The following is a 12,740-nucleotide window of genomic DNA, read 5'->3' on the forward strand; positions in this document are numbered from 1 at the left end:
CCAAGAACATCATGAAGCGCGCAGCGCGTCAAGCGAAAGATTCGCGCGCAGCAGCCCTGGCGTGTGAAGCTGCACACGCCGGTTTCGGAGAGCTCTGCACGCGGTCAACGCCGTGCAACACCTGCGACGATCGCGCTGCGGCAAATGCCAAGACATCGCCGCCGCGGCGGCAAACTTCCGACACATCATCGGGGCGAAAAGGGGTTCATCGACATGATGCGCGCGCGAGGGCAGATTCACCGCACGAATCGCCTATCGCGCATTATTTTATGAGGTCCTCGTGTCGCAGAAACTTCGTTTTGCGATTCTTCTCGCTCTCACGCTGTTCATCTCTCCCGCGCTCGCGCAGCCCGGCGCCAAGCCGGCGCCGCCGCAACAAAATGCCAGCGATGCGCTGACGCCCGAGCAGGCCAAGCGCGCGCTGGAGACGCTGCAGGACGACAAGAAGCGCGCCGAGATCATCAACACGCTGCGCGCGATCGCCACCGCCTCGCCGCAGCCCGCGCAGCCGGCGCCGGAGCAGTCGCCGATTCCGCTCACCGCCGACAGCCTCGGCGCGCAGCTCCTGCTGATGGTGTCCGAGCAGGTCACCGAGATCTCGCACGAGGTCGCCGATGTCGCGCGCACGCTGACGCATTTCCCGGCGTTCTATTACTGGTTCCTGCGTACCGCCAACGATCCCGCCGCCTACGGCCTCCTGATCGATATCGCCTGGAAGCTGGCGCTGGTGTTCGGCTGCGCGCTCGCCGTCGAATGGGTGGTGTTCCGCCTGATCAAGCGGCCGGTGGCATTTCTGGAGCAGCGACTGCCGCAGACCGCGCGCGTGCCGGTGCAGGTGCTTGCGACCGCCGATCCGCCGTCATCGGTCGCCGACGTCACGCCGCAGGGCGATTTGCAGCGGCGCCGGCTCAGTCTGGCGCGGGCCTGGCAGTCGCTGATCCGGCTGCCTTTCGTGCTGGGGCGGCTCGTGCTCGAGATGCTGCCGGTGGTCGTCTTTGTCGGCGTTGCCACCGCGCTGCTCGGCACCGAGATCGGCGACCAGCCCACCACGCGCCTCGTGATCCTCGCCGTGGTCAATGCCTACGCGTTCTCGCGCGCGCTGATCTGTGCCGTGCGCGCGCTGGCGGGTCCGTTCGGATTGATCCGCGTCCGCGCCGAGACCGCGGCCTATATCGAGATCTGGGCGCGCCGCATCGTCGCAGTCGGCGTCTCCGGCATCTGCTTTGCCAATGTAGCGCTGCTACTCGGGCTACATCGCGGCGGCTATGCTGCGATCCTGCGGCTGGTGATGCTGGTGGTGCATCTGTTCATCGTCGTCATCATCCTGCAGTGCCGCCGCCAGATCGCGGACGCGATCCGCGCGCCGGCCGACCGCAGCGGCCTCGCGGCGCGGATCCGCAACCGCGTCGCCGGGCTGTGGCATGTGCTGGCGATCGCGCTCGACCTCGCGCTCTGGGCGGTGTGGGCGCTCAACATCCGCAACGGTTATTCGCTGCTGCTGCAGTATTTCGTCGGCACCATCGCGGTGCTGTTGATCACCCGCCTCGTCACCATGGTGGTGCTGAGCCTGATCGATCGCGGCTTCCGCATCTCGCCGGATCTGTTGCAGCGCTTCCCAGGGCTGGAGTCGCGCGCCAACCGCTATCTGCCCCTGCTGCGCAAGGTGGTGACGGCGATCATCGCCTTCATCGGTTTCGTCGCGCTGCTCGAGGTCTGGGGCGTCGACGCCATCGTCTGGTTCTATGGCGGCCAGATCGGCTCCCGCCTGATCTCGGCTCTGGTGACGATCGGCATTGCCGCGCTCGCCGCCGCCGTGATCTGGGAGGTCGCCAATGCGGTGATGGACCGCCAGATCAACACGCTGTCGCGCGAGGGACATTTCGCCCGCGCCGCACGCCTGCGCACCTTCCAGCCGATGCTGCGCACCGCGCTGTTCTGCATCATCGTCGCGGTGGTCAGCCTCACCGCGCTGAGCGAGGTCGGCGTCAATGTCGCGCCATTGCTCGCCGGCGCCGGCATCGTCGGCATCGCGATCGGCTTCGGCTCGCAGAAGCTGGTGCAGGATCTGATCACCGGCCTGTTCCTCTTGATCGAGAACACCGTGCAGGTCGGCGACAACGTCACTGTGTCCGGCCTCTCCGGCGTGGTCGAGAACGTCTCGATCCGCACCATGCGGCTGCGCGCCGGCGACGGCTCGGTGCATGTCGTGCCGTTCAGCGCGGTGACGACGATCACCAATGCCAGCCGCGGCGCCGGCAACGCCGCGGTCAGCATCAACGTCGGCTACAAGGAGGATACCGACCGCGCCGGCCAGATCCTCAAGGACATCGTCGCCGAGATGCGGCAGGAGACCGCCTATCGCGCGCTGATCCGCGGCGATCTCGAATTGTGGGGCGTCGACAAGGTCGACGGGTCGATGGTGACGATCGTCGGCCAGATCCGCTGCACCGACGGCGGCCGCTGGTCGGTGCAGCGCGAGTTCAACCGCCGCATGAAGCGCCGTTTCCAGGAGGAGGGCATCGAGATCGCTTCCACCGGCCAGACCATCCTGATGCAGCTTCCCGCGCCGCCAGAGCCGGACGCCGGCGCGCTGCCGCGCCGCGCCGCGGGGTGACTTACGCTTCGGGCCTCCCGCTCGGCGGAAACATCGCGAACAGCCGCATCAGTTCGGCCTGCGAATGCGTCCCGGTCTTCTCGAAGCAGCGGCGGAGCTGGGTCTTGATGGTCGCCGCGGTGACCCCGAGCATCGCCGGCATCTGCGCGCCGGTGATGCCGCTCGCCAGCAGCAGCGCGACGCGCGCCTCGGCGCCGGTCAGCCCGTAGGCGGCCTGGATCGCCGACGCCGTGGCGCGCGACTTCGCAGCGGGATCGACGATCACCACCAGCACGCGCGCCGGCGCCACCAGATCGGCGAACGCAAAGGCGGGGCGCGGCAGCGGCACCGCGGTTACCAGCAGGTGCGCCGCACCGGAGGGACGCGAAATCCGCACCGGTTCGGGAAGGCGCGCGCCAATTCCACTGACCAGGCGCAGCGCATTGTCCAGCATGCGGGAAAATGCCTGCCGCTCGCTTGCGAGGGCGGAGACGAGTCGGAGGCCACCCTTGGTCTCGAATGCAATGCCGTCCGATTGCCGGAGCAATTCCGCAGCGGCGGAGTTCGCCTGCGTGACATATCCGCGTCGATCCAACAGAAGCGCGCAATTCGGCATCAGCTCAAGAATGGTCGATAGATGTCGCCAGCCGTCGGCCTGGCCGCCCACGAGCAAGGACGCCTCGAATGCGCGGCAGAGATGTGGCGCGATGGCATCGAGTTCAAGCGCCCGCTCAACGGCCCGCTCCGCGGCGCGTGAAGATAGACAAAAGCCGAAGCCTCCGATGCTGTCGTCAGCGTTGAATGCCTTATGTGTGATGTTCAATGTGTCGGCGTGGTCCCACGGAGCGAGCACATCGGCGTAAAATGCCGTCTTCTCGATTGTCCCGGGCTCGATCAGCGAATTGGCGCTTGCGGCCTTCCCGAACGGGACGCGCGCGATGGCGAATGTCCATGGATTCCAGACATAGTGCTCCTGGAAAATGGCCGCCGGTTCCTCCGACAGTCTCGCCAGGGTCTGGGTAGCCGGCCTCCCGCTTGCCGCCGGAGGACACTGGATGAGCATGCCGCCTTGGGCGCCGAGATGATCGGACACGCCAACGAGCACGTCCGGCCATCGGCCCGGATCGGCGACCACGCTGTAGATCAGGTCGAGTAGATTGGCGTCCAACGCATGATCTCCGTATGGTTCGTTCAGGCCGATTGCAGGAGCCTTCAGTTGCTCGGCGGGAACATCGCGAACAGCCGCATCAACTCGGCCTGCGAATGCGTCCCGGTCTTCTCGAAGCAGCGGCGCAGCTGGGTCTTGATGGTCGCCGCAGTGACGCCGAGCATTGCCGGCATCTGCGCGCCAGTGATGCCGCTGGCCAGCAGCAGCGCAACGCGCGCTTCGGCACCGGTCAGCCCGTAGGCGGCCTGGATCGCCGACGCCGTGGCGCGCGACTTCGCAGCGGGATCGACGATCATCACCAGCACCCGCGCCGACGGCACCAATTCGGCGAATGCAAAGGCCGGACGCGGCAGCGGCACCGCGGTCACCAGCAGCGGTGCTGCGCCGGAGGGGCGGGCGATCTGCACCGGCTCCGACAGCGCGGTGCTGCGGCCGTTTGCGACATTGAGCGCGTCCTTCAGCATGCGCGCCAGCGCGCGCCGTTCGCCGACCAGCGCGGCGACCAGCTGCAAACCGCCTCCCTTTTCGAAGGCAATGCCGTCGGATCGGCGTAGCAAGGCGTCGGCGGCGCCATTGGTCTGGGTGATGCGGCCGGCTCCATCGAGTAGCAGCGCCGCGTTTGGGATCATGTCGAGGATCACGGCGAGCTGCTGTGGTCCGTTGGCGCGGCTCGCCACGATCAGCGAAGCGTCGAGCGCCCGGCACAGATGCGGCGCCAGCCGCTGCAGCTCGCGCACGCGCTTGTCGGCATCCGCGGCGGCGGGCGTCGACAGGCAGAAGCCGATTCCGCCGGTGCCGCCATCTTGCGACAGCGACTTGTGCGGAAGGTTGAGGACGTCGGCCTGGTCGAACGCGATACAGACGTCGCTCCAGAATGCGGTCTTCTTGATCGAACCCGGTTCGATCAGCGAATTGGCATTGACGGCCTTGCCCGGCGGCACCTTCGACACGGCCACCGTCCACGGGTTCCACTGGTAGTGCTCGCGAAACACCGCAAAGGGCTCTTCGGGAAGGCGCGCCAGGATATGCATCGGCAAATGCCGGCTGCCAGGCGGTGGGACATGCACCATCAAGGCGCCCATAGCGCCGAGATGATCGGAGACGCCGATCAGGACATCCGGCCAACGGCTTGGATCGGCAACCACGCCGTAGATCAGGTCGAGCAGTTTGTCTTCCACGGGATCGCCCTGCGCACTTGCAACCATAACAGTAACCCAAACGAATGACGCTATTGCAGCCAAAAATCTGCGCACCGCATGCGCGTTCGCCGCCGATGGAACCGCGACCATCACCCGAACGGATGATGACGTGTGACGGCGAGTTGCCATATTGCCGGACGGTCGTCTCCGCCGGCCGTTGCCGGCGATCTCGATCGCGCGGGAGGCTTTGCGATGACCAGGCTGTCGGCTATCGGAGCGCGTTCACCGGTGCGCGAGCATCATCTGCCGGAGCATGACCGTTCGACGTACCGGCGATGGGCGCGACGCACTGCTGTTGCCTATTTCATCATCATCGGATTGCTGGCGGTCAGCCTGTCGCTGCATGACAGGCCGGCCGCGCAGCTCGCAAGCCGCGATCAGGGCAGCGGCGCCGGTCACGCGATCATGGCCGCGCCGCCGGCGAGCGACGGCATTTCGCGACCTGATGATTCTTTGAGCCGGCCTCGGCGCTGAATGTGAAACAGTTCATGCGCAGCTGCTCACGCAACGTGTTAAAGATAAGGAGATTGCAAGCCGCGACGATTGACCGAATGCCGCCGTCAGCCGAACGGTGGGGCGCCTTGGACCAGATTGATTTGTCTTCGCAATAACTCCTCGGATTGTAGCGGCGGCGCGCCGACGGCCTGCCGCCTCGGATGGGGGAGCCCAGGTGAATTTCTCGAGTGAAAAGATCAACAAGGTCCTCGACCTGATCTACGACGCGGCGGCCGAGAATGATCTGTGGGCCGATGCGCTCACCGCGATCGCCGATCTGACGCACAGCGAAGGCGGCATCCTGTTCGGTCAATCCTTCACCGCGCAGAAGATCTATTTCGATTTCAACGGCCGGCTCGATGAGGCATGCAACCGCGCCTACCAGGAGCGGCACATGCGCAATCCGTGGTCCGCCTACATGGAGAGCCAGCCGGTGGGGCGGCTGGTGTCGTCGGACGAGGCGATCGACGTCGCGGGGCTGCGCAAGTCGGCGTTCTACGACGAGGTGCTGCGGCCGCAGGGCATCACGCATAATGGAATGATGGCGCTCGCCGCCAAGGAGGATTTTCGTGCCGCCTTCAACATGTGCCGGAGCGAGCGGGATGGACCGCATGATCCCGAGCAGCAGCGGCTGCTGGAGTGGCTGTCGCCGCATCTGTGTCGTTCGGTGACGCTGGGATTTCGGATCGACGGCTATCTCGCCATGCAGCACGCGGCATTCGACGTCCTGGAGCGGCTGTCCGACGGCGTCATCGTGCTCGACCGCCGGCTGCGGGTGTCGTTCGCCAATTCCGCGGCGCGCCGCTTCGCCGCCGAGGGTGTGCTGCGGCTGCAGCAGGCGGTCGCGACCTACTCGATCGCGCATTCGCAGCGGCTGGCCGAGCTGATCCGCTCGGCATTGCACGGTGCGCCCGGTGGCACCATGAGCCTGCCGCACAATGCCGACGGGCGGCTGCTCACCATTCTCGCCACCTCGATCCGCAGCAAGGATCTCGGCCGGCTCTCCGATGCCGGCGTGAAGGATGCCGCGGTGCTGCTGTTCGTGATCGATCCGGCGGGCCGCCGCTCGATCCCGCTGGCGCAGATCATGGATGCCTACGGCCTGACGCAGGCCGAGGCGCGGGTGGCGCTCGCAGCGTCCTCAGGCAATACCATCGTCGAGACCGCGCAGCTTTTGAACCTGTCGCCCAACACCATCAAGACGCACCTGCGGCGCGTGTTCGCGAAGACCGCGACCGGGCGCCAGGCCGAGCTTGCAGGGCTGATCGCCGCGATCGGCAGCGTGCGCATCGGCGATGCCGACGCCGGATCGTGACTTTGATCATGCTTTTGGGATCACCCGATCAGATGATGACCGGCAAGGGCGCGGCGACGATAACCGGCGGCCGGATCGCGCTGGAGGGAAACCTGTCTTGCGGTGGGTAGACGTGGCTGGATACATCGCCTGCGCGCTGGTGTTCCTGACCTTCTACATGAAGGGCATGATCCAGCTCCGTCTGGTCGCGCTGTGCAGCAATGTCGCCTTCCTGGTCTACGCCTTCTCGCTGCATCTGGCGCCGATCGCGATCCTGCACAGCGCGCTGATCCCGGTAAACGTCATCCGCCTGATCGCCGCATTGCGCGAGAGCAATATCCGCCTCGCCATTTTCGACGAGCCGCCGCGCCCGCGCCAGCCTCCCTTCTGACGGCAGTGAATTCGTCTCACCTTTGCGACAGCGTCTCGCGACCGTGAGACGGCCGGGCCCTTGCAAGTCCTCATGGCGGCCGTAGCCGGCCGGAAAGCACACGTTTTTCCGGCTTCGCTGCGATTTCCTCACTGGCACAGCGCTTGCTCATCGCATCGGCGAATGCGCGGCAAGACGCATTGCTCGACTGCATCGTAACACCAGAAGGAAACACGCCATGGAGCTTGGATATTTCACCATGCCCTCGCACCCGCCGGAGTGCGGGTTGAAGGAGGGCCACGACTGGGATCTGCAGACCCTGCGCTGGCTCGATGAACTCGGCTATCAGGAGGCCTGGATCGGCGAGCATCACACCGCGCCCTGGGAGCCGCATCCGTCGCCCGATCTGTTGATCGCGCAGGCGCTGCTGCAGACCAAGAATTTGCGCATCGGGCCCGGCGGCTTCCTGCTGCCGTATCACCACCCGGCTGAGCTCGCCAACCGCGTCGCGATGCTCGATCACCTCTCGAACGGACGGCTGAACTTCGGCGTCGCCGCCTCCGGCCTGCCGAGCGACTGGGCGATGTTCAACGTCGACGGCATGTCCGGGCAAAATCGCGACATGACCCGCGAGGCGCTGGAAATCATCCTGAAGCTCTGGACCGAGCCGGCACCGTTCACCCACAAGGGCAAGTACTGGACGGTGAGCAAGCCGGACACGATGTTCGACTTCCTCAAACCGCACATCAAGCCGCTACAGGGGCCGCATCCGCCGATCGGCGTGGCGGGTCTGTCGAAGAATTCGGACACGCTGAAGCTCGCCGGCGAGCGCGGCTTCATCCCGATGAGCCTCAACCTCAACCCGGCCTATGTCGGCAGCCATTGGGACTCGGTCGAGGCCGGCGCAGCCAAGACCGGCCGCACGCCGAGCCGCAAGGACTGGCGGCTGGTGCGCGAGGTGTTCGTCGCCGACACCGATGAAGAGGCCTGGAAGCTGTCGACCGGCGACATGATGGGCCGCATGATGAGCGAGTATTTCCTGCCGCTGCTCGGCCATTTCGGCTTCAAGGACTATCTCAAGCACGCACCCGACGTGCCGGACAGTGACGTCACCGTCGAATATTGCGCGCGCCGGAATTGGATCGTCGGCTCGCCCAAGACCGTCGTCGAGAAGATCGAGACGATCTACCGCGAGGTCGGCGGCTTCGGCGTGCTCTTGGTGTTCGGCTTCGACTACAAGCACAAGCCGGAGGCGTGGCGGCACTCGCTGGACCTGCTCAAGAATGAGGTGATGCCCAAGCTCAAGCATCTCGGCGCCGAGTTCGAGAAGGCTGCATGACAGCTGCGCGGGGTGCGGGGCTTGCCTCGCACCCCGTGTTCCATATCTTACGGGGAGTTTTATGTTCCGAGGTCAGGCATGTCGGTCGACGCACAGAGTTTCAAGCAGGCGATGCGCCATTGCGCCGGCGCGGTTGCGCTGGTGACGGTGGGCAGGGAAGCGGGGCAGCGCACCGGCCTGACCGTCACCTCGGCCTGCTCGCTGTCGGACAATCCGCCCTCGGTGCTGGTCTGCGTTAACCGTAACGCCAGTGCTCATGCCCGGATCCGCGAGGACCGCCATTTCGTCATCAACTTCCTCAACGAGGAGCACGCCCTGCTCGCGCTCACCTTCAGCGGCCAGAAGGGCGTCAACGGCGACGACCGTTTTGCGTTCGGACGCTGGACCACCGGTGCCACCGGCGCCCCCGTTCTCGAGGATGCGGTCGCGGCGTTCGACTGCGTGCTGGCCCAGGAGCTCGAGACCAAGACCCATTCGGTGTTCATCGGCGAGGTCAAGCACGTTCGCGCGGTCACCACGGTCGATCCCCTGATCTACTTGCGCAGCGGTTTCCAGAGCGTGCGCAACATCCGCGATCCCGTGACGCTCGGCGACCTCGACGCGCGGCGCGTCAGCTGGAACGAGTTTTCCTGACGCTGCCCTGAGATTAGGCTGAGCCCGAGCGGCGTTGAAGGTTCACCTCTCCCTTGGGAGAGGTCGATTTGCGCAGCAAATCGGGTGAGGGGGTTGCGGTCTATCGAGAGAGCAAGAGCCCTCACCCGGCGCTGCGCGCCGACCTCTCCCCGTCGGGGAGAGGTGAACCCGCGGCTCCAGCTCAGCCCAACCTCGTCACGCTCAGCTATTTGAGCCACACCAGCATCGGCACGGGCGCGCGCCCGGCGCAGGATAGCGTACCCTCATAAGCGCGCATCTTGCTGCGCGCGCTGTATTTGCAAGAGGCATCGTCCAGCATCAGCTCCGCCGTCACCTGCGACTCCGAGCCTGCAAACTGCAGCTTGATCTCACCGGCACGCTCGTCCGGTCCGTCCTGCGTGCAGATGCCGACATGCTTCATCTTCAACGGACCGGAGAATTGCTTCGCCGGCCCCTCGTTTTCGGTGAGATTGCCGGTCAATTCCCATTCGCCCAGCACGCCGGCCTGACCGAGGAACTCCATCGCGCGAAGCTCCGGGATCTGACACAGAAATAGTGCGACGGCGCCGAGCAGCACCGCACCGCCGTCGCGCCTGATAGTCCGTCGCATCACAGCCTGCTTCCGATCGTCTGCCGGATCTCGATCAGCTCCGGTCTGGAGACGCTGGCATCCGCGGTGAGCCGGGCGATCTGCGCTGCAGATTCCTCGGCCTTGGCCTGATCGCCCGCGGCCTTGGCGCTCTTGCTCATTCCGATATAGGCGGCCAGCCGGTTCGGCTCCTTCTTGAGCACGGCCTCATAGGCGGCAAGCGCTTCCTTGGCCATGCCGCTCTCGAGCAGCATCGCGCCGTAGAGCTCGCGCGCCGGCGCGAGCGGCCCCGGCGTCACCGGATGCTTGTCGGTCTTGTCTTCTGCCTCCGCGGCGGCGTTCATCGCTGCCAGCGCCGCGTCATGCTTGCCCTCGGCGTAGAGGACCCAGGCGCTCGCCACCTGCCGCTGAATGTCGACGATGTTGGACCAGTAGGCGTCCTTCGCGTCCTTCAACTTGTCGCGCAATTCGGCAAGCTTGGCGACATCAGCTTGGGCGGCGGCGGGGTCGCCGGAGCGCGCGGCACCGACCGCCCGGGCAAAATAGGTGATCGCATCCGCGTAGGCGTATTTGGTCTGCTTCGGCTGCAGCGCGGCGGCGGCCTTCCAGTCGCCGCGTTCGAACACATAGCGGGCCTGGCTTGCCGCGACCGCATACGGCCCCGCGAAGCGCTCGAGCCTGAATTGCATCGGGCCGAGCTCGTCGACGACCGCGCGCGCCGCCTCGTCCTGGCCGAGCTGGAGATAGGCATAGACCAGGTAATCCATCGCGTGCGCCTGATCGTGCTGCTCGCCGTCCTCCTTGGCGATCCGCGCCGATTCCGCGTTCGAGGCGATCGACTCCTTCCAGTAGCCGACCCGCGTGAAGATATGCGACGGCATGTGCTGGGCATGCGGTGCGCGCGCCGCGATCTTCGCATAGCGCGTCGCCGCGTCGAGGCCCTTCTCCGCCAGCGCCGGATAGTCGTAGAGATGGATCAGGTAGTGGGCGACGCCGGGATGATCGGGCTGGCGCTTGAAGATCGGCTCCAGCAGCGCTGCGCCCTTGAGCTGGTTGGCGTAGGTCTTGTCGGTCGGCAAGGCCGCGACGTTGAGCGTGATCGCATAGGCAATCTGCGCTTCGTCATCGTCGGCATAGCGGCTCGCCACCTGCTCCTCGGCAGCGAGGAATTTTTGCACCCGCGTGCGATGGTCGAGCTTGTCGTAATCGACATACATCGCGGCGATCGCATCGATGTAATCCCGCTCGCGCTGCGTCTTCGCTCCCAATGCCTGGCCCTTCTTCACCGCCTCCAGCCCGAGCGGAAGATTGTCCGGCGGCGGCGGCGCGTGCGGATTGTAGAGATAGCTGAGCGCGATCCCCCAATACGCGATGGCGCATTGCGGATCCTCCTTGAGGACGTCCTCGAAGGTGCGCCGCGAAGCGCTGTACCAGAACGAGTGCTGATACCGCATCGCATGGTCGAACAGCTCTTGCGCCTGCGGCGTGCAGGACGTCGCGAAATGCACGGTGCCGAGCTGCTGTTCGGCGGAATGCGAGGCGGCAGGTTGCGAAATGGTCGTGGCAACCAGGCCAAGGACCACAGCGAGAGGAAACCGCGTCATGGGACCTACTCCGTGTCGTCGATGAAAGTGAACACAATATCATCATTTTGCTTCTATCGCCGCCCATTTGGCGAGCCCGCCCTCCATCACGACATCGGGATGGAATCGATCAGTATTGCTGACCGGTCGACGAACCCGCCATAAATCCGAACGTCATGGTATGCTGCTATCGCGTGTCTCAGGATGACGGGTTGGTTTGCTCCACTTGCTTGGTGCCATCGCCCGGTCAATGTGCGCAATTGCGCACAGGCCGCACGATGACAGCGGTGGCTAGGACAAAACCTCACGTTCCTCAGGACCATAGGAGCGCCACCACCATGAAGATCGTCGTGATCGGCGGAACCGGCCTGATCGGATCGAAGACCGTTGCCATTCTGCGCGAGCGCGGCCATGACGTCGTCGCCGCCTCGCCGAGAAACGGCATCAACGCGATCACCGGCGAGGGCCTCGAGGAGGCCATGGCGGGCACGGCAACCGTCATCGACCTCGCCAACTCGCCCTCGTTCGAGAACAAGGCGGTGCTGGATTTCTTCGAAACCTCCGGCCGCAACCTGCTGGCGGCCGAAGCCGCCGCCGGCGTCCGCCACCACGTCGCGCTCTCGATCGTCAACACCGACCGGACGCCCGAGAACGGCTACTTCCGCGCCAAGGTCGCGCAGGAGAGACTGATCGAGGCTTCCGGCATTCCCTACACCATCATCCGCGCCACCCAGTTCATGGAGTTCATCGGCGCCATCGCCGATGCGGGCGCTGACGGCAATACGGTCAGGCTTTCGCCCGGCCTGTTCCAGCCGATCGCGGCGGAGGATGTGTCCGCCATGGTCGCGGATATCGCCCTCGAGCCGCCGCGTGGCGGCATCGTCGATATCGCCGGCCCCGACCGCGCGCCGTTCGATGAGATCGTCGCCCGCTACCTGAAGGCCGTCGGCGACCCGCGCCAGGTCGTGCGCGACCCCGATGCGCTCTACTGGGGCGGCCGGGTCGAACAGCATTCGCTGGTGCCACTTGGCGAAGCTCGCCTCGGCCGCATCGATCTGGACGAATGGCTGCGCCGGTCGCGGGCGGCAGGCTGAGCGAAGGTGAGTGGGTGGCGCGCGAGCGGCACCAAACATTCCCCGTCGTCCCGGCTTTCGCACTAGGGCATGCACACATCTGCTGCGACGGCTTACAAATCAGGAAGGCACCAATGGATGGGTTCCCTCCCCCCTTGCGGCGGAGGGTTAGGGAGAGGGGCAAGCCGCGCGAGCGGTGTTTGTGGCTTACCCCTCTCTCCAACTCTCCCCCGCAAGGGGGGAGAGAGCCCTCCCACCTCCCGTGCAGTGCAGCCTTAAGCAAAAGCCGGGCGATGACACCGCGCAAGTTGAGCAAACCAACCCGTCATCCTGAGGGCACTGTCACCCCGATCAAATCTGGCTCCGGCACGGGCTTTTTTGCCCCGCGGGCATGGTGATTTGCC

Annotated in this window: 11 protein-coding genes; 7 read left to right on the top strand and 4 right to left on the bottom strand. The window is 65.6% G+C overall.

Annotated features, from left to right (window positions below):
- The first annotated feature begins 280 nt into the window (after positions 1-280).
- Positions 281-2,614, top strand: a complete 2,334-nt coding sequence (locus tag J6500_RS24385; RefSeq protein ID WP_225715241.1) for a mechanosensitive ion channel domain-containing protein — start codon at positions 281-283, stop codon at positions 2,612-2,614.
- Position 2,615: 1 nt separating this feature from the next.
- Here the strand turns inward: J6500_RS24385 and J6500_RS24390 are convergent, their stop codons facing one another.
- Positions 2,616-3,728: a helix-turn-helix transcriptional regulator gene (locus J6500_RS24390; protein WP_225715242.1), complete on the bottom strand. Its 1,113-nt coding sequence runs from the start codon at positions 3,726-3,728 to the stop codon at positions 2,616-2,618.
- Positions 3,729-3,805: 77 nt separating this feature from the next.
- Positions 3,806-4,939 carry a helix-turn-helix transcriptional regulator gene (locus tag J6500_RS24395; RefSeq protein ID WP_225715243.1) on the bottom strand — a complete coding sequence of 378 codons (1,134 nt, stop codon included), beginning with the start codon at positions 4,937-4,939 and terminating at the stop codon, positions 3,806-3,808.
- A gap of 213 nt (positions 4,940-5,152) precedes the next feature.
- On the opposite strand from J6500_RS24395, the gene J6500_RS24400 reads away from it, so the two are divergent.
- The 5 genes from J6500_RS24400 to J6500_RS24420 all read left to right on the top strand — a co-directional run bounded on the left by J6500_RS24400 (position 5,153) and on the right by J6500_RS24420 (position 9,091).
- Positions 5,153-5,434: a hypothetical protein gene (locus tag J6500_RS24400; protein ID WP_225715244.1), complete on the top strand. Its 282-nt coding sequence runs from the start codon at positions 5,153-5,155 to the stop codon at positions 5,432-5,434.
- 196 nt (positions 5,435-5,630) lie between these two features.
- Positions 5,631-6,770 carry a helix-turn-helix transcriptional regulator gene (locus J6500_RS32115; protein WP_225715245.1) on the top strand — a complete coding sequence of 380 codons (1,140 nt, stop codon included), beginning with the start codon at positions 5,631-5,633 and terminating at the stop codon, positions 6,768-6,770.
- Between the two features lie 112 nt (positions 6,771-6,882).
- The gene (locus J6500_RS24410; protein WP_225715246.1) at positions 6,883-7,140 is read left to right on the top strand and encodes a hypothetical protein; all 258 of its coding nucleotides are present in this window, start codon (positions 6,883-6,885) and stop codon (positions 7,138-7,140) included.
- Positions 7,141-7,357: 217 nt separating this feature from the next.
- Positions 7,358-8,458, top strand: coding sequence for an LLM class flavin-dependent oxidoreductase (locus J6500_RS24415; RefSeq protein ID WP_225715247.1), 1,101 nt, complete (start codon positions 7,358-7,360; stop codon positions 8,456-8,458).
- A 78-nt stretch (positions 8,459-8,536) separates the two neighbouring features.
- Positions 8,537-9,091 (top strand): flavin reductase family protein, encoded by a 555-nt coding sequence (locus J6500_RS24420; RefSeq protein ID WP_225715248.1) that lies wholly within the window; start codon positions 8,537-8,539, stop codon positions 9,089-9,091.
- A 205-nt stretch (positions 9,092-9,296) separates the two neighbouring features.
- On the opposite strand, the gene J6500_RS24425 is transcribed toward J6500_RS24420, so the two are convergent.
- Together J6500_RS24425 and J6500_RS24430 are read right to left on the bottom strand one after the other, a co-directional pair.
- Positions 9,297-9,701, bottom strand: coding sequence for a hypothetical protein (locus tag J6500_RS24425; protein WP_225715249.1), 405 nt, complete (start codon positions 9,699-9,701; stop codon positions 9,297-9,299).
- Positions 9,701-11,284: a tetratricopeptide repeat protein gene (locus tag J6500_RS24430; RefSeq protein WP_225715250.1), complete on the bottom strand. Its 1,584-nt coding sequence runs from the start codon at positions 11,282-11,284 to the stop codon at positions 9,701-9,703. Before J6500_RS24430 ends, J6500_RS24425 begins: the two co-directional genes overlap by 1 nt.
- 317 nt (positions 11,285-11,601) lie before the next feature.
- Here J6500_RS24430 and J6500_RS24435 point away from each other — a divergent pair, with 317 nt between their 5' ends.
- Positions 11,602-12,357: an SDR family oxidoreductase gene (locus J6500_RS24435; RefSeq protein ID WP_225715251.1), complete on the top strand. Its 756-nt coding sequence runs from the start codon at positions 11,602-11,604 to the stop codon at positions 12,355-12,357.
- Positions 12,358-12,740: the final 383 nt, after the last annotated feature.

Origin of the sequence: Bradyrhizobium semiaridum (assembly GCF_020329505.1) — a bacterium.
Taxonomy (GTDB): Bacteria; Pseudomonadota; Alphaproteobacteria; order Rhizobiales; family Xanthobacteraceae; genus Bradyrhizobium; species Bradyrhizobium semiaridum.